Consider the following 22,269-nt stretch of genomic DNA (forward strand, 5'->3'; position numbering starts at 1 on the left):
AGTTGCGCGTCAATCCCTCGCGCAAGCGAAAATCCCGGGTCAATATCGAGGGAGGGTGTGAAGTTCACAGGCAAGGCCGCGATCGCCCGGGAGGCGCGGATGACGGTTGAGGGTGCAGGCGAGGTGTGGCTGGGCGTCGACCTGGGCACGCAGAGCGTCCGGGTGCTGGCGGTCGCCGGGGACGGCACGGTCCTCGGCAGCGGCTCGGCACCGCTCGGCGGGCGCCGGGACGGGGAGCGGCACGAGCAGGATCCGGGGGAGTGGTGGGCGGGGGTGTGCGCGGCCTCGCGGGCGGCGCTCGGTGCACTCGGTTCACTCGAAGGGGTGAGGATCGGCGGGCTCGCGGTGTGCGGGACGTCGGGGACCGTGTTGCTCACGGACGCCGAGGGGCAGCCGCTCAGCCCCGGGCTCATGTACGACGACGGGCGCGCGGCGGCCGAGGCGGCGAGCGCGCGGGCGGCCGGGCTGGCGGTGCAGGACACCTGGGCGCTGCCGAAGGCGCGCTGGCTCGTCGGGGCGTACGGGCCGGGCCGGATCACCCACCAGCCCGACGTGATCACCGCACGGCTCGTCGGCAGACCGGTGCCGACCGACTCCAGCCACGCCCTCAAGACGGCCTACGACGTGGAGCGGGAGGCCTGGCCGGACGTCATGGGGCTGCCCAGGGAGGCCCTGCCCGACGTCGTCCGCCCCGGCACCCGGCTCGGCGAGGTCTGCCCGGCCGCCGCGGAGGCCACCGGCATCCCCGCCGGCACCCCGGTGATCGCCGGGATGACCGACGGCTGCGCGGCCCAGATCGCCTCCGGTGCCCTGCGCCCCGGCTCCTGGAACTCGGTGCTCGGCACCACACTCGTCCTGAAGGGGGCGTCCCCGACGCCCGTGCACGACCCCACCGGCGTGGTCTACAACCACCTTGCTCCGGACGGGAGTTGGCTGCCCGGCGGCGCGTCCAGCGTAGGCGCGGGCGTGCTGACGGCGGCGTTCGCGGGCGCCGACCCGGCCGCCATGGACGCACAGGCGGCCGCCTTCGAACCGTCCGGCGCGGTGGCCTACCCGCTGGTGTCGCCCGGCGAACGGTTCCCCTTCCTGGCGCCGCACGCCTCCGCCCTGGTCCTCGGCGAGCCCAAGGGCGACGCCGACCTGTGGGCGGCGCTGCTGCAGGGCGTCGCCTTCACCGAACGGCTCTGCCTGGACTACCTCCACCACCTCGGCGCCCCGCTCGACGGCCCGCTGACCTTCACCGGCGGCGGCGCCCGCAGCCCGTACTGGAACCAACTGCGCGCCGATGTCCTGGGCCGCCCGGCCCGCGTACCGCTCCAGACCGAACCGGCCCTGGGGATGGCCGCGTTGGCCGCGTACGGCACCGGGGCGGGACCGGAGCTTGCGGACGTCGCCGAGCGTATGGTGCGCATCCGCACGGTCCTCGAACCCGACCCCGACCGTACGGCCCTGTTCGCCGAGCCGTACGCCCGTCTGGTCGACGAACTGGCGGCGCGGGGCTGGCTGCCGGCGCCGGTGGCGGCACACGCCCACGACCGGCTCGAACCGGACACCGTCGACTACCGCAATACTTCGGGCTCATGAGCACCACCCTGCTGCTGGCCCGCCACGGGCAGACCGTCTGGCACGCCGAGAACCGCTACGCGGGGGTGAGCGACGTCGCCCTCACCGAAACGGGCCGCGCCCAGGCGGAGGCCCTCGGCCGCTGGGCCGCCGCCCATCCCGTCGAGGCGATCTGGACGTCCCCGGTGTCCCGGGCGGTCATCACCGCCGAGCCCGTCTGCCGCGCCCTCGGCCTCACCCCGCACCGCGAACCCGACCTGCGCGAATGCGACTTCGGGGTGGCGGAGGGCCGTACGCTCGCCGAGTTCGCGCAGGAGCACCCGAAGGCGGCGGAGGCCTTCCGTGCCGATCCGGTCGCCCACCCCTTCCCCGGCGCCGAGGACCCGGCCGCCGCGGCCGCTCGGGGCGCGGCGGCCCTGCACCGCATCGCCGCGGCGCACGACGGCGAACGCGTCCTGGTCGTCGCCCACAACACACTGTTCCGCCTGGTGCTGTGCGAACTCCTGCGCATCCCGGTGTCTGATTACCGCCGCGTCTTCCCGCGCCTGCGGAACGCCGCCGTCACCGAACTCCGCATGGAAACCACGTCGGTTGGGCTGATGTCGCTGAACGTGCCGTGTGAGCCGGACGAGGCGTAGATGATGGCCGCATGACGGAGATCGACACCTCGGTACCGCATTCGGCCCGCATCTGGAACTACTGGCTGGGCGGCAGCGACAACCACCCGGTCGACGAGGCGGCCGGCGACGCCTACACCGCCGTCTTCCCCGGCATCGTCACCATCGCCCGCAGCAGCCGCGCCTTCCTCGGACGCAGCATCCGGTACCTGGTCACGGAGGCGGGGGTGCGCCAGTTCCTGGACGTCGGGTCCGGACTGCCGACCGTCGACAACACGCACGAGGTCGCCCAGCGCCTCGCCCCCGAGTCGAAGATCGTCTACGTCGACCACGACCCCCTCGTCCTCGCCCACGCCCGCGACCTGCTCACCTCCACACCGGAGGGTGTGACGGCGTACGAGAACCTGAACCTGTACGAGCCCGACCGCATCCTGGAGGCCGCCGGGAGGACCCTCGACCTCACCCGGCCGACCGCGCTGATCCTCAGCGGCGTCCTCGGTCATGTCGCCGGCCACGGCCAGGCCCGCGACCTCGTGCGCAGCCTGCTGGCGGGCCTGCCGTCCGGCAGTCACCTCTCCCTCAACGAGGGCTCACGCGGCACCGACCCCGCCTACGAACGGGCCCAGGACGCCTACAACGAGACCGGCGCCGTCCCGTACTTCCTGCGGCCGGTCGAGCAGATCGCCGCCTTCTTCGAGGGACTCGAGCTGGTGGAGCCGGGCGTGGTGTCCGTCCCGCTGTGGCACCCGGAACCGGGCGCGGCGACGACCCCGATCGGGCAGCACGGCGGCGTGGGCCGCAAGCCTTGAGCCATACGCCATGGGAAAGCCCCCGCGAGTCACTCCCCCGGAGGGGGGACCCCGTCGCGGGGGCTTCCTTCTCTGTGCCGGCCTGCGTGAAGGGTGAGAAGACGATCACGAGGCAGGATGCATCCTTATTGCGAATAGGTTGCAACTACAGGCTAGCAATAAAAAGGTCCGGGGGTCAGCTCCTGGCGCGCGTCTTCTGCCAGGCGTACCCCACCGCCGCCAGGACCGCCGTCATGCCGCCCGTGTAGTAGAGCTGGACCCGGGTGCCGGGCTCCCGTGCCATCAGTACGAAGACCGCCGCCATCCCGGCCAGCGCCACCCACGTCAGCCAGGGGAACGCCCACATCCGTACGGCCAGCTTCTCCGGGGCCTCCCGGTTCAGGCGGGCGCGCAGGCGCAGTTGCGAGACGGCGATGAAGATCCAGACGACCAGGATCACGCCGCCGATCATGTTCAGCAGCCAGGGGAAGACGTCGTCCGGGCGCCAGTGGCTGAGTACGACGCAGACGAAGCCGAAGACGGAGGAGGCGAGGACGGCGGTCCGCGGGACGCCCGACGAGACCCTGCCCAGCGCCTTCGGGCCCTGGCCGCGCTCGACCAGGGAGTAGGCGATGCGCGAGGAGCCGTAGATGTTGGCGTTCATGGCGGAGAGCAGGGCGACCAGGACGACGACGTTCATCAGCTGCCCGGCGCCGGGGATGCCGAGGTGGTCGAGGGCGGCGACGTAGGGGCCCTTCTCGACGACCTCCTTGGAGTCCCAGGGGACCAGCGTGACGATGACCGCCATGGAGCCGATGTAGAAGACCGCGATGCGCCACATCGCCGTACGCACCGCGCTCGCCACACCGCGCACCGGGTCCTGCGACTCCGCCGCCGCGATGGTGACGGTCTCCAGACCGCCGTACGCGAAGATCGAGGCGAGGACCCCGACGATCAGGCCCTCGCTTCCGCCCGGCAGGAAGTCGCTCAGGTTCGAGGTGCCGGGGGCGTCCGTGCCCTGCAGGACGCCCGCGATGGCCAGTACGCCGAGGATCAGGAACAGGCTGATCGCACCGACCTTCAGGGCCGCGAACCAGAACTCGAACTCGCCGAAGTTCTTCACGGCGGCGAGGTTCGCGGCGCAGAAGACGACCATGAACAGGGCCACCCAGGCCCACTCGGGGGTGCCCGGCAGCCAGCCCGTCACGATCTTCGCGGCGCCGATGCCCTCGAGGCCCACGGCCGTGCAGAGCAGGACCCAGAAGGACCAGCCCGCGGTGAAGCCAGCCCACGGGCCGATCGCCCGCTCGGCGTGTGCGGAGAAGGAGCCCGACGAGGGGTATGCGGCCGACATCTCGCCGAGCATCCGCATCACCAGCATCACCAGGAGGCCGGAGAGGGTGTAGGCGATCACGATGGAGGGGCCGGCCGCGGCGATGCCCGCGCCGGAGCCCACGAACAGGCCGGCGCCGATGACACCGCCGAGGGCGATCATCGACAGGTGGCGCTGCTTGAGGCTGTGGGACAGGGTGGCGTCGGCCGCTTGGGGCGGCGTCTCGACCGTGGTGGTGCTGTTCGGCATGAGCGCGGCTGGTCCAGGTAATAGGCGGGCAAAAACGCCCACAGTCTGGGCAGCCTCTCCGCTCAGGAGGAGAGGCTGCCCAGTATCCGGACGCGTTCGGCGCGGTGAGTTACTATGCGGCTACGGACGTGTAGTGCGAGGCGTCGCCCTCGATCGAGTAGCTCTCCTTGCCCTCGATGCCGACCGGGATGTCACCGGCGACGGTCACCCGGTGCAGACGGCGCGGCTGCCCGTCGTAGTTGTCGATGGCGTAGTGCTGGGTGATGCGGTTGTCGAAGAGGACGAGCTGGTTCTCCGACCAGCGGTGGCGCAGGATGTTCTCCGGCCGGGTGACGTACGCCTGGAGCAGGTCGAGGATCTTGCGGGACTCGCCCGGGGAGAGGCCCACGATGCGCTGCGCGAACCCGCCGATGAACAGGCCGCGTTCACCGGTCAGCGGGTGGACGCGGACCACCGGGTGGACCGTGCGGTACTTGATCGACGTGAACTGGGCGCGCTGGGCGGCCTGCTGCTCGTCGAGCTCCTCCTCCGGTACGGCGTAGTCGTAGTCGTTGGTGTGCTCGGCCCAGAGGTTGTCCGCCAACTGCCGGAGAGGCTCGGGGAGTTGGCGGTAGGCGGCCGCCGAGCTGGCGATCAGGGTCTCGCCCCCGTACGGCGGGATCGTGATGGAGCGCAGGGTGCTGGCCTGCGGCGGGTTGAGGACGAAGGTGACGTCGGTGTGCCAGTGGTTGGCGGCCCGGCCGCGCTCGCTGTCGACGGGCAGGACGTTCGGGACGCCGTCGACGGAGGAGACCGTCGGGTGGGCAGTGGTGACGTCCCCGAAGTGGCGGACGAAGGCCTGCTGGCCCTCGTCGTCGAGGTTCACGTCGTCGAAGACCAGGGCCTTGTGGACGTTGAGGGCCTCGCGGAGGGCGGCGGCGGTCTCCTCGCCGAGCGGCTTGGAGATGTCCACGCCGGAGATGCGGGCGCCTATGTGTGCGGTGACCTTCTGGATTTCGATGCCGGACATGTGCGGGTCCTTTCAGACGGCGGCGAGTGCGGGAGTGCTGGTGACGTACTGGTTGGCGGGGCGCGGGAGGCCGTAGCGCTCCCGCAGGGTCTGCCGGGAGCCGTATTCGGTGCGGAGGAGACCTCGGCCGCGGAGGATCGGGACGACCTGCTCGACGAAGGTCTCGAGGCCGGAGGGCAGCACGGCGGGCATGATGTTGAAGCCGTCGGCGGCGCCCTGCGTGAACCACGTCTCGATCGCGTCGGCGACCTGCTCGGGCGTGCCGGCGAAGGTGAGATGGCCGCGTCCGCCGCCGAGCCGGCCGATCAGCTGCCGGACGGTGAGGTGGTCGCGCCGGGCGAGTTCGACGATGAGCGTGTAGCGGCTCTTGGCGCCCTCGATGGCGTCCTCGGGCGGGAGGTCGGCGGGGAGCCGGGCATCCAACTGCAGGGTGCCGGTGGGAAGTTGCAGCAGACGCTCCAGGTTGGCCACGCCGTGCCGGTGCACGATGTGGTCCTCGAGGACCTGCTCGTTCGCCCGGGCCTCCGCCTCCGTCGAGCCGATGACGGGCACGATCCCGGGCAGCACCTTGATGTGCTCGGGGTCCCGGCCGGCCGCCTCCGTGCGGGACTTGAGGTCGGCGTAGAAGGCCTGCGCGTCGGCGAGGGTCTGCTGCGCGGTGAACACCGCCTCCGCGTACCGCGCCGCGAACGTCTTGCCGTCCTCGCTCGACCCCGCCTGCACGAGCAGCGGGTAACCCTGCGGTGAGCGGGGCACGTTGAGGGCGCCCTCGACACTGAAGTACGTCCCCTTGTGCAAGGGCGGGTGGATCTTGTCCTCGTCGCCCCAGACACCGGCCGCCTTGTCGGCGACGATCGCGTCGTCCTCCCAGCTGTCCCAGAGCTTCAGGGCGACGTCGAGGAACTCGGCGGCCCGGGCGTACCGGTCGGCGTGCGCGGGTTCGTGCTCCAGACCGAAGTTGCGCGCGGCCTCGGCACCCGCCGTGGTGACGATGTTCCAGCCCGCCCGGCCGCCGCTGATGATGTCCAGCGAGGCGAACTTGCGGGCCAGGTTGTAGGGGGAGTTGTAGGAGGTGGAGGCGGTGGCGATCAGACCGATGTGCTCGGTGGCCGTCGCCAGCGCGGTGAGCAGGGTGAGGGGTTCGAGGGCACCGGCGGGCCGCTGGGCGATGTTGCCCCACAGCTGCGGGCCGTCGGCGAGGAAGAGCGAGTCGAAGGTGCCGCGTTCGGCGGTTCTGGCGAGCCGTACGTAGTGGTCGAGCTCCACATGTGCGTACGGATCGCTCTCGGGGAGCCGCCACGAGGCCTCGTGGTGGCCGGTGTTCATGAGGAAGGCGTTGAGGTGGAGCTGGCGGGTCATCGGTGATCCTCCGGGGAACCCAGGGCTGTGGTCATGCGTGGTCTTCTGTCACGCCGAGCGCGGCCAGCAGCCGCTCCCGGTACTCGCCGAGCAACGGGTCCCGGTACGAGCGGGGGTGCGGGCGGTCGATGGTCAGGTCGAGGCCTATGCGGCCCTTTTCGAGGACGAGTACGCGGTCGGCGAGCACGATCGCCTCGTCCACGTCGTGGGTGACGAGCAGCACGGACGGCCGGTGGGCCTTCCACAGCTCCCGCAGCAGGGCGTGCATCTTGATCCGGGTCAGGGCGTCCAGCGCCCCGAACGGCTCGTCGGCCAGCAGGAGTTCGGGCTCGCGGACCAGGGAGCGGGCGAGCGCGGCGCGCTGGGCCTCGCCGCCGGACAGCTCGTTCGGCCAGGCGCGCTCGCGGCCGCCCAGACCCACCTCGGCGAGGGCATCGCGGCCCTTCTGCGCCGCCTCCCTGCCGTCCAGGCCGAGGAGCACGTTGTCCAGCACCCGCCGCCAGGGCAGCAGCCGGGAGTCCTGGAAGACCACGGACACCCGCTCGGGGGCGGTGAGCTGCCCGCTCCCGGTGACCTTGTGGTCGAGGCCGGCGATCGCCCGCAGCAGCGTGCTCTTGCCGGAGCCGCTGTGCCCGAGCAGGGCGGTGAACTGTCCGGCCGGGAGGTCCAGGTCGATGCCGTCGAGGACGGTCCGCCCGTCGAACGACCGCGTAAGACCCCGGAGTTGGACGGCGGGCCGGGTCAGCTGCTCAGTGTGCGGCGCCATGACAGCACCCTCCGTTCGATGAGACGGACCGCGCTGTCGGAGATCAGGCCGAAGACTCCGTAGACCAGCAGGCCGACGAGGATGACGTCGGACTGGCCGTAGTTCTGGGCCTGGAACATCATGTAGCCGAGCCCGCTGGTGGCGTTGATCTGCTCCAGGACCACCAGGCCCAGCCAGGAGCCGGTCACCCCGAGCCGGAGTCCCACGAAGAATCCGGGCAGGGCACCGGGGATGACGATCTGCCGGATGAACTGGAACCTCGACAGGCCCTGCACCTCGGCGAGTTCGACGAACCGGCTGTCGATGCCGGACAGTGCGGCATGCGTGTTCAGATAGATCGGGATGTAGACGACGATGGCGATGATCGCGATCTTGAAGCTCTCGCCGATGCCCAGCCACAGGATGAACAGCGGGATCAGGCCGAGGGTCGGGATCGCCCGGTTGAGCTGCACCGTCCCGTCGATCAGCGCCTCGCCGACCCGGCTGAGCCCGGACGCCAGCGCGAGGGCGACCCCGGCCGTCAGACCGATCGCGAAGCCGTACGCGGCACGCTCCAGCGAGGTCAGGATGTCGGTGGGCAGGGTCCCGGCGGTCCACAGATGACCGGCCGAGCGCAGCACCGTCCAGGGCGCAGGGATCGCGCCGGGGTCGAGCTGCCCGGCGGCGGAGGCGACGGCCCACAGGGCCAGGACGGCGCCGGGGCCGATGAGACGGGAGGCGGGCAGCCGTTTGCCGGGGGAGAGGCCTCGCCGGCGTGCCCTGCGTGTGCCCCGGTCCTCCGTGACGACGGGGGCCGTCGTGGTCGTGGTGGTCACGGCGCTCACCTCCGGTACTCCGCCGGTACGGCCTTGGCGGCGATGTCCTCGAAGCGGTGGTCGAAGAGCGAGGAGACGTCGAACTTCTTCACGAAGCCGCCCTCCGCCAGCAGATCGGCGGTCTCCTGCTCCCACTTGACGGCCTCGTCCCAACTCGGCGGGAACAGTGGCTTGTTGGCGAGCTTGGTGATGCCCTGGGCCTGGGCGAGGGTCAGGTTCTGCGTCTTGACGTAGAACTCCTCGTTCCAGGCGTCGGGGTGCTCGTACGTCCAGACCTGGCCCTTGGCCCAGTACGGGATGTACGCGGCGACCGCGGCGGCCTTCGCGGAGTCGTTCAGCACGGAGGTCGGCGCCCACAGCAGGTTGAGCAGGTCGACGACGTCCGTGGTGATGACGTGGGCGCCCTTCGACTCGTACTGCGCCAGGTAGGCGGGGGCCTGGGTGTTGCCGAGCGGCGCGATGTCCACCTGGCCCGACTGCAGGGCCGTCAGGAACTGGTTGCTGGTCAGCGGGACCAGGTCCACCTCGTCGTACTTCAGGCCCGCCTTCTTCAACGCCCGCAGAAGTACGACCCCTTGGGCCTGACCCTGCGAGAACGCGAGCTTCTTGCCCTTGAAGTCCTCGACCGACCGGATGTCGCTGCCGGGCTTCGTGGCGAAGAGGTAATTGGGCTTGCGGGTGATGTTGATCGCGACGATCTTCGCGTCGAAACCCTGGTAGTGCGCCTGGATCGGCGGAATTCCCGCGTTGTTTGCGAGGTCCAGGGACTTGGCGCGGAAGGCGTTGATGACATCGGGCCCCGCGCCGATGTTCACCCAGCTCGACACCTTGAAAGGGAGCTCCAACTTGGCGAGCTTGAACTGCAGTTGCTGGGTGCCCAGATACGAGGCGATCTTCAGGCTCGTACCCGCCGGGACCTTGTCGGCGAGCGGCTCGGACGAGACGCCCTTGGTGTCGGCGGCCGCGCTGCCGCCCGCGCAGCCGGTCAGCCCGGCGACGCCCGCAGCGGCGCCCACGATCGAGGTGAGGAACAGACGCCGGTCGATACCGGACGTACGGGAAAATGGCATGGGAGGACTCCCTGAATCAGCACTGAATGAGCGCACGAGAAAATCACCGAGAAGGGAATTCATGCGCGAGAAATGAGCGCGTCACGCGGGGCAACGTGTCAGCAACAAAGGGCGCGACAGTACAGGTGCGGGCTCATGAACAGGATGTTCCCGGCCGGGCGCAACCCCTGTCAATATTCGGAGTTTCTGAATTAATTCCGCTCAGGTGAGGCGGCCAGCGGATCCCGGTAGAGCACGTCCAATGCCACCGAACCGCCCGCCATCGCCAGCACGGAATCCGGGAAACTCGTCGGCACGACGGAGGCCGCCCGCTCGGCACCGACCCCCTCGCGCAACGCGTTCAGGCAGTCCTGCCGGTGGATGATGCCGATCTCGGTCACGACCACCATCTCCGGATTCAGCACGTCCAGCAGCAGTCGCGCCGCCCGCCCGATGGCACCGGCCCGCTCCACCAGCAGCCGTACCGCCTCCGGATGGCCGGCGTCCGCGGCCGCGACCACGTGCATCGGGTTCACACCCGTCACGAGACCCGCCTCCCGCGCCCTGCTGCACAGCGTCCGTTCGCTCAACTCGGCCTGGAGGCAGCCGATCCGGCCGCAGTCGCACGGCTCCGTGCCGCCCGGCACCGGCAGATGGGCGATCGCGCCCGCCTGGGAGCGCGGCCCGTGGTGCACCTCGTCGCCGGTGGCGAAGGCCGCGTCGACGACATTGCCGACGAACAGGTGCAGCACACTCCCGCTGCCCCGCGCCAGCCCGAACAGCCGCTCCCCGTTCACCAACGCCCGCGCGTGGCCGTCCACATGGACCGGCAGCCCGGTGCGCTCGCCGAGCACCTCCCGCACGGCTACGTCCCGCCAGCCCAGCAGCGGATGCTCCACGACGGTCCCGGACTCCCGGTCGACCCAGCCGCCGACGGCCACGCCGACCCCGAGGGCTCTGCACCGGGGGTTGCCGGCCAGCAGCGCCCCCAGTCCCTCGGCGGCCCGGGCCAGTACCCACCCCGGTTCGGTGCGCTCGTGCTTCAGCTCGCGCCGGGCCACCACCCGGCCGCGCAGATCGAGCAGCGCCACCGTGGTGTACGGCACGGCCACATGCACCCCGACGACCACGAACCGCGAGTCGTCCAGGTCGACGGGGACGTGCGGACGGCCCACCCCGTTCGAGCGCCGGGGCACGTCCGACTCGCGGATCAGGCCGAGTTCGGCGAACCGGGCGCAGTAGTCGGTGACGGACGCGGGCGACAGCCCGGTCAGCCGGGCGATGGTGGAGCGCGCCACCGGCCCGTGCTCCAGCACGGACCGCAGCACGACGCTGGCGCTGGTCCGGCGCCGGTCACTGCGGGGCGGAGGGGAGGGGAGAGTGGTTGCCGCGGTACGGGGCATGGCGATCATCCTCGGGAACGGGTCCGACACTGCGCCGTCTCGTACAGCGGGACGTGCCGGATCCGCTCCGCCCGCCCCGCTAAGTCAGGTGACAGGCGGACGCACCGACTCGTCGCAGGTCGACATGGCGACGCGACGAGAAGTTCCGGGACTGGGCGACCATGAGCTCGAAGCTAGCAAAACGGCCCACCGCTGCCCAGACGGCGACCGACGGGCGAGACGACGGCCAGGTCACTCCGTCTCCGTGACCGGTGTCACGCCGTACCCGGTGTAACCCACATCCTTTGTCCGGAGCCCACGAAGCCGCAGCTCCACGCTTTGTCGAGCGCTGACGGTGATCGCCACGAGTGCCCTGGGTTAGCGTCACCGAGTCCCCTTGTGTCCCCGACCCGCGGAGTCCCCATGAGCACCGCTGCCGCCACCGCCCGCCCCGGACAGGTCCTCGCCGACCTGCTCCCCGCCACCCGCGTCCGCGACATCGCGCTCGTGCTCGGCGGCGCCGCGCTCACCGGCCTCGCGGCCCAGATCTCCGTGCCCGTCCCGGGCTCCCCGGTGCCGGTGACCGGCCAGACCTTTGCCGCGCTGCTCGTCGGGACGACCCTGGGCGCCGGCCGCGGCCTCCTCGCGCTCGCCCTGTACGCACTGGCCGGCGTGGCGGGCACGCCCTGGTTCGCGGGCGGCACCTCCGGCGTCTCCGTCTCCTTCGGCTACATCCTCGGCATGATGCTGGCGTCCACCCTCGTGGGCGCCCTGGCCCGCCGCGGCGCCGACCGCTCCGTGCTGCGCATGGCGGGCACGATGCTGCTGGGCGAGGCGATCATCTACGCCGTCGGCGTCCCGTACCTGGCCTACGCCGCCGACATGTCCGCCTCCGCCGCGATCGCAGCCGGCCTCACCCCGTTCCTCCTCGGCGACGCCCTCAAGGCGGCCCTGGCGATGGGCGTGACGCCCACCGCCTGGAAGCTTCTCAAGCGCTGACGCCGTAGTTCCTGCGGAAGAGGTTCGCCGGGTCGTACCGCGACTTCAGCCCGGCGAGCCTCTTTCGCGTTCCGTCGTCGTACAGCCCCTCCGTCCGGTCACCGGCGCCGAAGGCGAAGTTGAGCGCTCGGCCGATGGTCGTGTCCGCCAGCAGAGCGAAGGCCGGATCCAGCAGCTCACGTGCCTGATCGCGGTCTCCGACCGTCAACAACCGCACCAGGAACCGCCCTTCGCGATACGGCACCGAGTTCGGCGCGGGCTGCGCGAGCGCCCCTCCCAGGCGGTTGATCTGCACCACGCACATAGGCCCGCCCGAGTCCGGACCCACCCGCCCGAGCAGCTCACCGGCGGCCGCCACGTCCAGCTCGCTCAGCACGGCGCTGTCCCCGTAGTACGCGTGCGGGAAGTCCGGGTCGCTGTGGATGGTGTGGCTCTCGGCATACGGCATCTCCCGCAGCGAGTCGGCGAGCACCGGCCCCGACTCCCGCAGTGGAGCAACGAGTTCCGCGCCGTCGCCGCCGGTGTACGCGACGCGCACGGACACCACGTACCTGCCGCGCAGATGCGGCGGCAGCGCCGGGATGTCCGGATACGGTACGGCGGCGAAGGACGAGGTCAGCCCGGCGGGCACGGTCCGCGTCCACTCCTCGTACGCCCGCAGCAGGGCGGCCGGTTCCACCTCCCGCCCGTCGAAGGAGACGGCACCGCCGTACAGCGTCCGCACCGGTACGAGGTCGATCTCCAGCTCCGTCACGATGCCGAGGGTGTGGCCGCCGCCGAGGAGGCCCCAGTACAGCTCGGGGTCCGACTCCCGGGTCACGTGCCGGAGCCGCCCGTCGGCGGTGACGACATCGAGCGAGCGCACATGATCCGCCGCGTATCCGAACTCCCGGGCCAGGATGCCCAGTCCGCCGCTCAGCGTGTACGAGACGGCGCCGACGCTCGGCGCGGAACCGTTGAGCGGAGCCAGTCCGTACGGCTCGGCGGCCGCCACGACCTGCCCCCAGCGGACGCCCGCCTGGACGCGGACGGTGCGGGCCCCGGCATCGACGGTCACCCGGTCCATGCGCTTCGTCGTGACGAGCACACCGCCCTCGAAGCCGCCGGGCAGCCCGTGACCGGTGGCCTGGACGCCGATCGGCAGCCCCCGCTCGGCCGCGTACCGCACGGCGGCGATCACGTCGTCGGCCGAGGAGGCGGCGAGGACCACGGCGGGACACTGGGCGAACCCGGTCTGGAATCCGGCGAGTTCGTCGTCGTAGCCGGGGTCGCCGGGACGGAGGATGAGCAGGTCGGCGGTGTTGTCGACGGAGTTCATGGCGAGCATGATGCCCGCATAACCTGACAAGGACCGTCAGGTTATGCGGACCATGCGATCAGCCGCTTATGCGGGCCATGCGATCAGCCGCGTACTCAGCCGCTCAGCCCCTGCCGGGTCGGCCGCCGGGACGACCACCACAGCCCGGCCGCACCGGCCGCCATCAGCGACGCGCCCGCCGCACCCAGCGGCAGGAGGTCCCGCCCGACACCGGTCTTGGGCAGCTCATTGCTGCCGCCCGGTGCCACCGGCTTGTTGTCGGTGCCGAGGAGGAGCGGCGTGGCCGGAGCGTTCGGCGACGGGTTCGTCGTACCGAAGGGAACCGGGCCCTGCTGCCAGTACGTCTTCTTCCCGTCACCGGTCTGCACCGGCAGGCAGATCTTGCCGGTCTTGCTCAGGTCGTAGGTGGCATCGACCGCGTACGACTTCGACTTGCCGGCCGCCAGATTGTCGATGGGGCAGGCGAAACCGCTGTTCGACCCCTCCGGAAGATTGTTTTTCTCAATTGCGGAGCAGCCTTGGACGTTCTTGACCGTGAGGCCGTCGAAACCGACCACCAAAAGCTGGATCTTGCCGCTGTCCTTGGTCCCCTCGTTCTTGACCGTGGCGGTAATCGCCGTCTTTTGCGAGCTGTTGTCGACCGAGATCTTCGAGGGCAGCAGAGTGGTCAGCTTGACACCTGCCGGGGCCTCGTCCATGACCTTTCCCCCCTTGCTGCTCCCGGGTCCCTGGTCATCCGCGCTGGCGGTGAAGGAAAGGATCATCACCGTCGAAAAAGATGCCGCGACCAGCGATCCCGCGATGGCTGTCGTGCGACGAGAACTCATGTTCACATCCCCCTTGACTCCCCCTGGCTGCGCCTGAATTCGCAGTACTTGAAGAGCTACCACAAGATTTCTCCGCACTATGCTGGTACAGCACGAAGTGTGACCATTGTGTTTCAATAGGGCGTGGTTGAGAGCGCTGAGGGGGTGCAGCGGATTGCCGGGGAATACGGGGAACACGAGGAGCGGCGGAGTCCCAGGGATACTGGTGACGGGGCGCTATCGGTTGGTCGAGAGTATTGGCCAGGGAGGAATGGGGCGGGTGTGGCGAGCGGCCGACGAAATGCTCGACCGCCCGGTGGCCGTCAAGGAGATGCGCATAGACGGCCTGGACGCGGAGGACACACGGACCCGCCGCGAACGCACCCTGCGCGAGGCCAGGGCGACCGCCCGGATCGACCACCCCAACGTCGTACGGGTCTACGACGTGGTGGACGAGGGCGAACGCCTGTGGATCGTCATGGAGTTGATCGCCGGCCGTTCCCTCGAGCGCATCATGGTGGACGACGGCCCCCTGGGCCCCCGTGAGGCGGCCCGCATCGGCCTCGGACTGGTGGCGGCACTGCGCCAGGTGCACGCACGCGGAGTCCTGCACCGGGACATCAAACCCGGGAACGTCCTGGTGGAGGGCGACAGCGAACGCACAGTCCTCACGGACTTCGGCATCGCCGCGATCCAGGACGCCAAGGCGCTCACCATGGTCGGCATGCTGGTCGGCTCCCCCGACTACATGGCCCCCGAGCGCATCTCGGGCCGCCCCCAGGGCCCACCGTCGGACATCTGGTCCCTGGGCGCCACGCTCTGCGCGGCCCTGGGCGGCCGCTCCCCCTTCTCCCGCGACACCACGCTGGCCACCCTGCACGCGGTCCTCTACGAGGAGCCCGAACTCCCCGCCGCGGCCGGACCCCTGCGGGACGTCCTGGCCGCGCTGCTCGAGAAGGACCCGTCGGTCCGCCCGGGCCTCGAGGACCTGGAGGAGGCCTTGCGGCCGGTCGCGTTTCCGGCACCCGAGCCGACTCTTCCCGTCGGCGGGGCGGATTCCGGTCGTCCGACGCGTGAGGAGGAACCGCCGGCCGAGGAGACGGCGGGTTCCGGAGCCGGGCCTGCGACGGAGCCCGAGCCGGAGCCCGTGGGCCGGTCCGAGCACGGGCAGGCGGCGCCCCCTGAATCCGAGCCGCCCGGCCGGACCCCTCCCACCCCCTGGACCCCGAGCGAGGCGCCCACCCCGGCCTACCTGGAAACCCGTCTCGTACGGGCCGCACGCGACCCCAGGCAACCCGAGCCCGAGCCCGCCCCCGTCCAGGACGCGATACCGCAGGAACTACCGGACACCCACGACCTGCGCCGAGACCGCCCCGCACAAGAGGCCCCCGCCGACTCCGCGGCGACGGCATCCCCGGCTCCGGAGACACCCCCGGCGCAACCTGCCGAACCCTTCGTGCACGCCGAGGCGCCCAACGCCTCCACCGAGGTCCCCTCCGAACTGCGCCCGGAGGTCCGCTCCGAGACCCCGTCCGCCGCCAACTCCGCGCCCCCCGCTGCCCATGCCGCTCCATCCGCGCCCCGACCGTCCGGCGTCTCGTTCGTCCGTGAGCACCCGCTAGCCGAGCAGCCCTCCGGGCAGGAGAACGGCTCCGGCTTCGCAACGGGCCTGCATCCGGGCTCCCGACAGGGCGCACAGCCCGGCCCCCGTCAGGGTCCGCCCTCCACCGCCGAGCAAGCCACCCGCCCCGCCCTGGGCCCCCACCCGCTCCGCACTCCCCGGGGCGAACCACCCGGCCCCGCCGTCCCGGCCACCCCCCGTCGCAACCGTCGTCGCACCGGGCTGGTGGCCGCCGCAGGTCTGGTCGGCGCCGGTGCCGTCGTCGCCGTGGTCCTGCTGACGAACTCCGGGTCACCCGGCGACGATCGCGCGGGATCCTCGACGTCTCCGACGACGTCCGCCACCACGCCCGGCGGCAAGTCGTCGCCCACGGTCGAGGGCACTTCCCGACCCCCCAGCCTCCCGCCGGGAACCCACCAGGAGGCCGGCGGCTTCGCGTGGGCTACGCCCAAGGGCTGGCAGCGCAACGTGAAGACGGGAGCGGAGGTGCACTACACCTCCCCGGACGGTGCACAGGAGATCGTGGCCAAGTCGTCCGTCGCGCGCGGCGACCTGCTGAAAACCTGGGAGCAGTCGGAGCGGAACGCCCGCCAGGGCCAGGACTACCAGAAGATCCGCTTCGAGCAGACGACGTTCCGCGGCAACCCGGCAGTGGTCTGGGAGTACACGGTCACCGTCAGCGGTGTGCCCTGGCACGCCCGGCTGCTGGGCTTCAACCAGGAGGGAAGGTCGTACCAGATCAACATCTGGTACCAACCGGACGTCGAGACCGCGGCCGTCAAGACCTACGACAAGGTCAAGGACAGCTTCACCGTGCTGTGAACACACGGTAGAACGCACGGAAGGGGCCCGCGGTCCTCACCGCGGGCCCCTCCGACATGTCTGACGCCGTTCGCGTCAGCCGGTCTTGACCTTGTCGCGCTCCTCGCCGGAGGAAGCAGCCGCGAGGCTCGCCCGGCCCCAGCCCGCCTTCTGCTTCACGACGGCGATGACGAGGACGACCGCCGCTACCAGCAGCGACAGCAGCACCGTCTCCCGCCCGTCGTGCTCCGTGTCCGTGAGCATGTACCCGAGCACGAACACGATCAACGCGGCCGTCGCCCAGGTCAGATACGGGTACAGCCACATCTTCACGACCAGCTTCTCCGGCGCCTCGGCCTGGATGATCTTCCGCATCCGCAGCTGCGAGAAGCAGATGACCAGCCAGACGAACAGGGCCACCGCACCACTGGAGTTGACCAGGAAGAGGAAGACCGAGTCCGGGAACTTGTAGTTGAAGAAGACGGCGACGAACCCGAACACCACGGACGCGACGATGGCGACGAGCGGCACACCGCGCGAGGTCGTACGGGCGAACGCCTTCGGCGCGTCACCCCGCTCGCCGAGCGAGAAGGCCATGCGGGAGGCCGTGTACAGGCCGGAGTTGAGGCAGGACAGCACCGAGGTCAGCACGATGAAGTTCATGATCTGACCGGCGTGCGCGATCCCGAGCGAGTCGAGCGCGGCGACGTAGGAGCCCTGTTCGGCGATGGACTTGTCGTCCCACGGCAGCAGGGTCACGACGACGAAGATCGAGCCCAGGTAGAAGACACCGATCCGCCAGATGATGCTGTTGGTCGACTTGGTGACGGCCCGCTGCGGGTCCTCCGACTCACCGGCGGCCAGGGTCGCGATCTCGCTGCCCATGAAGGAGAAGACGACGAGCAGGACACCGGTGAGGATGGCGCCGGGCCCGTTCGGCAGGAAGCCGCCGTGGCCGGTGAGGTTGCCGAGGCCCGCCTTGTCGCTGTCGACGCCCGGCAGCACGCCGAAGACGGCGAGTCCGCCGACGACGATGAACGCACCGATCGCGACGACCTTGATCCCGGCGAACCAGAACTCGAACTCGCCGTAGGAGCCGACGGACACGAGGTTGGTGGCCGTCAGCACCACCATCACGATGAGGGCCCAGCCCCACTGGGGAACGGCCGGGATCCAGCCTTCCAGGATCTTGGCACCGGCGGTGGCCTCCACCGCGAGCACCACGACCCAGAAGAACCAGTAGAGCCAGCCGATGGAGAACCCGGCCCAGCGGCCGAGCGCCCGGTCGGCGTGCGCGGAGAACGAGCCGGAGGTCGGGTTGGCCGCGGACATCTCCCCGAGCATCCGCATCACCAGCACCACGAGCGTGCCGACGAGGGCGTACGAGAGGAGGATGCCGGGCCCGGCGGTGGCGATACCGGAGCTGGACCCGACGAACAGTCCGGCTCCGATGACACCGCCGATGGCGATCATGGACAGATGTCGGTTCTTCAGTCCGGCCTGGAGACCAGTCATGGGGGAATTCCTTTGTGCCGGGTGAGCGGTCCCCGTACGAGCGGCGTACGAGTTGGTCCAGTGAAACGGAGGCAAAGGAATTCGTGAACCTCTGAATCCAGATCGTTACTTGAGGTTTCCTTGAGGTTCTATGGTCGAACTCGTTTTTTTCCTGGTCGACACCCGGGGCTGCTGCCCAGAAACACCCATGTCACACTCGGAACCATGCGCGTGTATCTCGGCTCCGACCATGCCGGCCTCGAACTCAAGAACCACCTCGTCGAGTGGCTCAAGGCGGCCGGCCACGACCCCGTCGACTGCGGCCCGCACATCTACGACGCCCAGGACGACTACCCGCCCTTCTGCCTCCGTGCCGCGGAGAAGACGGCCGCGGACCCCGACTCCCTCGGCATCGTGATCGGCGGCTCCGGCAACGGCGAGCAGATCGCGGCGAACAAGGTGAAGGGTGTACGGGCCGCTCTCGCGTGGAGCGAGGAGACCGCGTCGCTGGGCCGCCAGCACAACAACGCCAACGTGGTGGCGGTGGGCGCGCGGATGCACACCACGGAGGAGGCGACGAAGTTCGTCGAGACCTTCCTGGGCACCCCGTTCTCGGGTGACGAGCGCCACATCCGCCGCATCGACATGCTCGCGGACTACGAGACGACGGGCGACCTGCCCCCGATCCCGGCGCACCACCCGCAGCAGGACTGACGCCCCGCAGGGGGCCGGAAAGGAACACGCACCGTGCCAGAGGGGCACACGATCCACCGGCTGGCGTCCGACTACGCCGACCGCTTCTCCGGCACGGCACCGCGCGTGACCAGCCCCCAGGGCAAGTTCTCCGACGCCGCCGCCCTACTGAACGGCGCCGAGCTCACCCACACGGAAGCCCACGGCAAACACCTCTTCCTGGGCTTCCGCGACACCGACTGGGTCCACATCCACCTCGGCCTCTTCGGCAAGGTCGACTTCGGCGACGCCCCGGTCCCGCCCCCCACGGACACCGTCCGCCTCCGCCTCGCGAACGACACGTCGTACGTCGACCTGCGCGGCCCCACGACCTGCGCCCTCATCACGGACACCGAGAAGAACGCGATACACGACCGTCTCGGCCCGGACCCCCTGCGCGAGGACGCCGACCCGCAGACGGCGTACCGGCGAATCTCCCGCAGCCGTACGACGATCGCCGCCCTCCTCATGGACCAGCAGGTGATCGCCGGCGTAGGCAACGTCTACCGCGCCGAGGTCCTCTTCCGGCACGGCATCGACCCGTACCGCGCAGGCAGGGACATCGCCCCCGCCGAGTGGGACGCGATCTGGACGGACCTCGTCGAGCTCATGCACGAGGGCGTCCGCCACAACCGCATCGACACCGTCCGCCCGGAGCACACCCCGGAGGCGATGGGCCGCCCGCCGCGCGTCGACGACCACGGCGGCGAGGTGTACGTCTACCGACGGGCCACCCTGCCCTGCCACATCTGCGGCGGCGCGATCCGCACCGCCGACCTCGCCGCCCGCAACCTCTTCTGGTGTCCCACCTGCCAGACCCGCTGACCGGCTCCTCAGAACCCGTGCGGCAGCCAGGGCGCCACCGGTGAGCCGAACGCGATCGACGCCTCGGTCAGCGCACCCTGCCGCAGTTCACGCAACCGCCCGGCAGCCGCCAGCGACACCAGCCGGACGCCGCCGAGGTAGGCCGAGCCCAACTCCCGTACGGACAGGGCGAGATCGGCCGCATCCGTCGTACGCTCGCACGACGCACCCTTCGGATCGCCGGTCAGCCGCCAACGCCCGCTGTTCCAGGGGCAGAAGGCGTCCTCCACCTCCAACACCACGTCCACCGGCGCCTGGTAGGTCCGCGCCTCCAGCGCGGCCCCGACGTCCACCAGCCGTACGTGCAGCGAGTCCCGTACCCGCAGCGCGCACCGCCTGACGTCGGACACCATGTGCTGCCAGGCCTCGTCGACCGGCCGACCGCGCGCGATCACCTTCGCCGTCAGGTCGATGTCGAAGAGGAACCACCACAGCGCCGCGTGCGCCGCCGGATCCAGTGCGCTCACGTCCTGCGTGATCACCGTGCCTCTGGGGCCCGCCGGGTCCCACTCGCTCTTGATCCGGTAGCGGGCGTACCCGACGACCTCGCCGCCCCGCTCAGCCAGCACGCACTGCAGCGGCGAGCCGCCGTCCCGCTCGCTCTCCGGGTCGAGCAGCCACAGCCGCTCCCAGCCCGCAATCCGCGCCACCATTCCGGGCCGCCGAGGCAGGAGTCGGGCGTACACCGCCTCGCACGCGTCGAGCACTTCGGCCGAATTCGCGTACCGCAGCCGTACGTCGTCGGTGCCGGGCGGTACGGACAACCGGACGCGGGTCGTGTCGATCTCGGCGTTGACGTGATATGTCCCGATGCCGTACCCGAATCGCCCGTAGATCACCGGCTCGGAGGCGGTCAGCACGGCCAGCGGCTCGCCCCAGGACCGTACGTCGTCCAACTGCCGCCGCATCATGGCCGTCAGCACCCCGCGCCGCCGGTGCGTGGCGGCCACGCTCACCATGGTGACGCCCGCGGCGGGCACCGCGGCGCCGCCGGGCACGGTCAGCCGGAAGGAGAACGCCCCCGCCGTCCCGACGCACACCTCACCGTCCCAGGCGCCGATGGAACGGTCCGTCTCGGTGAGCTCGCGCCACAGCGCCCGCTCCTCGGCCGACTCCGGAACCCCGCCGAAGGCGCGGATCAGGTTGTCGTACCACTCGTCCCAGTCTTCCTGGTGCAGCACGCGCAAGTCAGTCCCCATGAACCATGACTACCAGGGCATTGCAGGACGAGCGAGGGAATTTCGCCTTGGCGGACCCGCAACGGCTTTCTGTGAAGTTCACTGTGAAGTTGAACCTCGGACGGGGGACAAGTGGGACCTCCCGTGCCAAGCAGCTGGTCCGATGGATAGGGTCCCGAACTAATGGCAGCAGGACGAGAGCGGCGCGCGGCAGCCGAGACGTTCACGGCCCGGTTGAGGATGCAGTGGCACCGGGTCCGCGTCGGCCTGCGCAGAAGCGCCGTGGACTACTTCCGCGGGGACGGCTCGGACTGGGTCGCGCTGGCGGGTCTGCTGCTGACCGTGCCGCTGATCGCGGCCACGACGCTCGCCAACTCGGTGTGGTGCTCGCCGGCCGCGCTGGTCCTGCCGATCGTCGCGGGCGGCCTGGTGCTGCGCCCGGCCAGCCTGCTCGGCCTGTACGCGGCGGCTGCGACGGCGCTGATCGTGGAGTCGGTGCGGCTGGGCCCGTACACGGAGGGCCCCTCGCGCGTGACCCCGGGCGTGGTGCTCGTGGTCGCCGCGTGCGGTTTCTTCGGTCTGCTCCTCGCCCAGTTCCGCAGCCGGGTCGGCGTGCCGTGGCGGCGCGGCGGCACGATGCTGTTCGACCTGCGCGAACGCATCCGCGTCCAGAGCAAGCTGCCGAAGCTCCCGGGCGGCTGGCACCGCGAGATGGCGCTGCGCCCCGCGGGCGGCCAGTCCTTCTCGGGCGACTTCGTGGTGGCGGCGCGCACCAACGGCGGCCGCACGCTGGAGGTCGTCCTCACGGACGTGTCCGGCAAGGGCATGGACGCGGGTTCGCGCGCGCTGCTCCTGTCCGGCGCGTTCGGCGGCCTGCTGGGCTCGCTGCCCCCGCACGCCTTCCTCCCGGCGGCCAACGGCTACCTCCTCCGCCAGGACTGGGACGAGGGCTTCGCCACCTCCATCCACCTGGTCCTGGACCTAGACTCCGGCGACTACGAGTTGTACTCCGCAGGCCATCCGCCGGGACTGCAGCTCAGCGCGGGCAGCGGCCGTTGGGAGGAGAAGGCGGCCGAGGGCCCGCTCCTCGGTGTGTACGACGGCGCGCAGTTCGACCCCGTGAAGGGCTCGCTCCGCCCCGGCGACGTGTTGATGCTGTTCACGGACGGCCTGGTGGAGACCTCCGACCGCGACATCGTCGAGGGCATCGACCGCCTCACCGGAGAGGCCGACCGTTATGTCGCCGGCGGCTTCCACGGCGCGGCCTGGCACCTCATCGAGGCGGTCGCGAAGGACGTGAACGACGACCGGGCCCTGCTGCTGATCTGCCGCGAGGGCCCGACGGCCACGGCGACGGCGCCGTCTCCGCTGTCGGCGAGCTGAGCCCCGCAGGCACGCCACGGTGGGGTTTACCCCCGCCCCGATCCGCCAGCCGCCCTCATCGCCCGAGCACCCTCCGAATCCGTACGTTCGAGACATCACCGAAGTGATGCTCCACCTCGACGTACGGACCGGAAGGGACACCA

General features: G+C 70.7%; 19 protein-coding genes. 8 read left to right on the plus strand and 11 right to left on the minus strand.

The genetic code is table 11. The features are described from left to right. Window positions 1-99 precede the first annotated feature (99 nt). From ACFY1L_RS11130 to ACFY1L_RS11140, 3 genes are read left to right on the plus strand one after another with little or no spacing between them, the layout of a single operon-like run. A complete protein-coding gene (locus ACFY1L_RS11130; protein WP_388822896.1) occupies window positions 100-1,584 on the plus strand; it encodes an FGGY-family carbohydrate kinase in 1,485 nt (494 codons plus the stop codon). After that, complete coding sequence (locus tag ACFY1L_RS11135) at window positions 1,581-2,201, plus strand: histidine phosphatase family protein (RefSeq protein ID WP_388821529.1); 621 nt, start codon at window positions 1,581-1,583, stop codon at window positions 2,199-2,201. Before ACFY1L_RS11130 ends, ACFY1L_RS11135 begins: the two co-directional genes overlap by 4 nt. Before the next feature lie 11 nt (window positions 2,202-2,212). Further along, the gene (locus ACFY1L_RS11140; protein ID WP_388821532.1) at window positions 2,213-2,989 is read left to right on the plus strand and encodes an SAM-dependent methyltransferase; all 777 of its coding nucleotides are present in this window, start codon (window positions 2,213-2,215) and stop codon (window positions 2,987-2,989) included. Window positions 2,990-3,164: 175 nt separating this feature from the next. Here ACFY1L_RS11140 and ACFY1L_RS11145 read toward each other — a convergent pair whose 3' ends face one another. From ACFY1L_RS11145 to ACFY1L_RS11175, 7 genes are all read right to left on the minus strand, one after another. Next, window positions 3,165-4,550, minus strand: a complete 1,386-nt coding sequence (locus ACFY1L_RS11145; RefSeq protein ID WP_388821535.1) for an amino acid permease — start codon at window positions 4,548-4,550, stop codon at window positions 3,165-3,167. Between the two features lie 112 nt (window positions 4,551-4,662). Then, the gene (locus tag ACFY1L_RS11150) at window positions 4,663-5,559 is read right to left on the minus strand and encodes a TauD/TfdA dioxygenase family protein (RefSeq protein WP_388821538.1); all 897 of its coding nucleotides are present in this window, start codon (window positions 5,557-5,559) and stop codon (window positions 4,663-4,665) included. A gap of 12 nt (window positions 5,560-5,571) precedes the next feature. Continuing rightward, the gene (locus tag ACFY1L_RS11155) at window positions 5,572-6,918 is read right to left on the minus strand and encodes an LLM class flavin-dependent oxidoreductase (RefSeq protein WP_388821541.1); all 1,347 of its coding nucleotides are present in this window, start codon (window positions 6,916-6,918) and stop codon (window positions 5,572-5,574) included. Window positions 6,919-6,949: 31 nt separating this feature from the next. Beyond that, window positions 6,950-7,684 carry an ABC transporter ATP-binding protein gene (locus tag ACFY1L_RS11160; protein WP_388821544.1) on the minus strand — a complete coding sequence of 245 codons (735 nt, stop codon included), beginning with the start codon at window positions 7,682-7,684 and terminating at the stop codon, window positions 6,950-6,952. Then, window positions 7,660-8,499, minus strand: coding sequence for an ABC transporter permease (locus tag ACFY1L_RS11165; RefSeq protein ID WP_388821546.1), 840 nt, complete (start codon window positions 8,497-8,499; stop codon window positions 7,660-7,662). The genes ACFY1L_RS11160 and ACFY1L_RS11165 overlap by 25 nt, the downstream gene beginning before the upstream one ends. Window positions 8,500-8,504: 5 nt before the next feature. Further along, a complete protein-coding gene (locus ACFY1L_RS11170) occupies window positions 8,505-9,569 on the minus strand; it encodes an ABC transporter substrate-binding protein (protein ID WP_388821548.1) in 1,065 nt (354 codons plus the stop codon). Between the two features lie 191 nt (window positions 9,570-9,760). Next, window positions 9,761-10,951 carry an ROK family protein gene (locus ACFY1L_RS11175; RefSeq protein WP_388821551.1) on the minus strand — a complete coding sequence of 397 codons (1,191 nt, stop codon included), beginning with the start codon at window positions 10,949-10,951 and terminating at the stop codon, window positions 9,761-9,763. Window positions 10,952-11,353: 402 nt separating this feature from the next. On the opposite strand from ACFY1L_RS11175, the gene ACFY1L_RS11180 reads away from it, so the two are divergent. After that, window positions 11,354-11,929 carry a biotin transporter BioY gene (locus ACFY1L_RS11180; RefSeq protein WP_388821554.1) on the plus strand — a complete coding sequence of 192 codons (576 nt, stop codon included), beginning with the start codon at window positions 11,354-11,356 and terminating at the stop codon, window positions 11,927-11,929. On the opposite strand, the gene ACFY1L_RS11185 is transcribed toward ACFY1L_RS11180, so the two are convergent. Both ACFY1L_RS11185 and ACFY1L_RS11190 read right to left on the minus strand, forming a co-directional pair. Then, window positions 11,919-13,247, minus strand: a complete 1,329-nt coding sequence (locus ACFY1L_RS11185; RefSeq protein WP_388821557.1) for an FAD-binding oxidoreductase — start codon at window positions 13,245-13,247, stop codon at window positions 11,919-11,921. The genes ACFY1L_RS11180 and ACFY1L_RS11185 overlap by 11 nt on opposite strands. Before the next feature lie 95 nt (window positions 13,248-13,342). Next, a complete protein-coding gene (locus ACFY1L_RS11190; RefSeq protein WP_388822898.1) occupies window positions 13,343-14,074 on the minus strand; it encodes an LPXTG cell wall anchor domain-containing protein in 732 nt (243 codons plus the stop codon). 250 nt (window positions 14,075-14,324) lie between these two features. Here ACFY1L_RS11190 and ACFY1L_RS11195 point away from each other — a divergent pair, with 250 nt between their 5' ends. Then, window positions 14,325-16,496, plus strand: a complete 2,172-nt coding sequence (locus ACFY1L_RS11195) for a protein kinase (protein WP_388821560.1) — start codon at window positions 14,325-14,327, stop codon at window positions 16,494-16,496. 75 nt (window positions 16,497-16,571) lie between these two features. On the opposite strand, the gene ACFY1L_RS11200 is transcribed toward ACFY1L_RS11195, so the two are convergent. Then, window positions 16,572-17,990, minus strand: a complete 1,419-nt coding sequence (locus tag ACFY1L_RS11200) for an amino acid permease (RefSeq protein ID WP_388821563.1) — start codon at window positions 17,988-17,990, stop codon at window positions 16,572-16,574. Window positions 17,991-18,194: 204 nt separating this feature from the next. Here ACFY1L_RS11200 and ACFY1L_RS11205 point away from each other — a divergent pair, with 204 nt between their 5' ends. Both ACFY1L_RS11205 and ACFY1L_RS11210 read left to right on the plus strand, forming a co-directional pair. Beyond that, on the plus strand, window positions 18,195-18,683 hold the full coding sequence (locus ACFY1L_RS11205; protein WP_388821566.1) for a ribose-5-phosphate isomerase: 489 nt from the start codon (window positions 18,195-18,197) through the stop codon (window positions 18,681-18,683). Window positions 18,684-18,716: 33 nt separating this feature from the next. Continuing rightward, complete coding sequence (locus tag ACFY1L_RS11210) at window positions 18,717-19,526, plus strand: Fpg/Nei family DNA glycosylase (protein WP_388821569.1); 810 nt, start codon at window positions 18,717-18,719, stop codon at window positions 19,524-19,526. A gap of 8 nt (window positions 19,527-19,534) precedes the next feature. Here ACFY1L_RS11210 and ACFY1L_RS11215 read toward each other — a convergent pair whose 3' ends face one another. Further along, window positions 19,535-20,764: a GNAT family N-acetyltransferase gene (locus ACFY1L_RS11215; RefSeq protein ID WP_388821572.1), complete on the minus strand. Its 1,230-nt coding sequence runs from the start codon at window positions 20,762-20,764 to the stop codon at window positions 19,535-19,537. Between the two features lie 162 nt (window positions 20,765-20,926). Between ACFY1L_RS11215 and ACFY1L_RS11220 the strand changes: the two genes are divergently transcribed. Further along, entirely contained in the window at window positions 20,927-22,126 is a 1,200-nt protein-coding gene (locus ACFY1L_RS11220) for a PP2C family protein-serine/threonine phosphatase (RefSeq protein ID WP_388821575.1), read from the plus strand. The last annotated feature ends 143 nt before the right edge of the window (window positions 22,127-22,269 follow it).

Source organism: Streptomyces sp. NPDC001663 (assembly GCF_042893105.1).
Classification (GTDB): Bacteria; Actinomycetota; Actinomycetes; order Streptomycetales; family Streptomycetaceae; genus Streptomyces.

Coding starts and splice junctions, on each gene's coding strand:
- ACFY1L_RS11130 (WP_388822896.1), top strand. CDS start 100: ATGACGGTTGAGGGTGCAGGCGAGGTGTGGCTGGGCGTCGACCTGGGC.
- ACFY1L_RS11135 (WP_388821529.1), top strand. CDS start 1,581: ATGAGCACCACCCTGCTGCTGGCCCGCCACGGGCAGACCGTCTGGCAC.
- ACFY1L_RS11140 (WP_388821532.1), top strand. CDS start 2,213: ATGACGGAGATCGACACCTCGGTACCGCATTCGGCCCGCATCTGGAAC.
- ACFY1L_RS11145 (WP_388821535.1), bottom strand. CDS start 4,550: ATGCCGAACAGCACCACCACGGTCGAGACGCCGCCCCAAGCGGCCGAC.
- ACFY1L_RS11150 (WP_388821538.1), bottom strand. CDS start 5,559: ATGTCCGGCATCGAAATCCAGAAGGTCACCGCACACATAGGCGCCCGC.
- ACFY1L_RS11155 (WP_388821541.1), bottom strand. CDS start 6,918: ATGACCCGCCAGCTCCACCTCAACGCCTTCCTCATGAACACCGGCCAC.
- ACFY1L_RS11160 (WP_388821544.1), bottom strand. CDS start 7,684: ATGGCGCCGCACACTGAGCAGCTGACCCGGCCCGCCGTCCAACTCCGG.
- ACFY1L_RS11170 (WP_388821548.1), bottom strand. CDS start 9,569: ATGCCATTTTCCCGTACGTCCGGTATCGACCGGCGTCTGTTCCTCACC.
- ACFY1L_RS11175 (WP_388821551.1), bottom strand. CDS start 10,951: ATGCCCCGTACCGCGGCAACCACTCTCCCCTCCCCTCCGCCCCGCAGT.
- ACFY1L_RS11180 (WP_388821554.1), top strand. CDS start 11,354: ATGAGCACCGCTGCCGCCACCGCCCGCCCCGGACAGGTCCTCGCCGAC.
- ACFY1L_RS11185 (WP_388821557.1), bottom strand. CDS start 13,247: ATGAACTCCGTCGACAACACCGCCGACCTGCTCATCCTCCGTCCCGGC.
- ACFY1L_RS11190 (WP_388822898.1), bottom strand. CDS start 14,074: ATGAGTTCTCGTCGCACGACAGCCATCGCGGGATCGCTGGTCGCGGCA.
- ACFY1L_RS11195 (WP_388821560.1), top strand. CDS start 14,325: ATGGGGCGGGTGTGGCGAGCGGCCGACGAAATGCTCGACCGCCCGGTG.
- ACFY1L_RS11200 (WP_388821563.1), bottom strand. CDS start 17,990: ATGACTGGTCTCCAGGCCGGACTGAAGAACCGACATCTGTCCATGATC.
- ACFY1L_RS11205 (WP_388821566.1), top strand. CDS start 18,195: ATGCGCGTGTATCTCGGCTCCGACCATGCCGGCCTCGAACTCAAGAAC.
- ACFY1L_RS11215 (WP_388821572.1), bottom strand. CDS start 20,764: ATGGGGACTGACTTGCGCGTGCTGCACCAGGAAGACTGGGACGAGTGG.
- ACFY1L_RS11220 (WP_388821575.1), top strand. CDS start 20,927: ATGGCAGCAGGACGAGAGCGGCGCGCGGCAGCCGAGACGTTCACGGCC.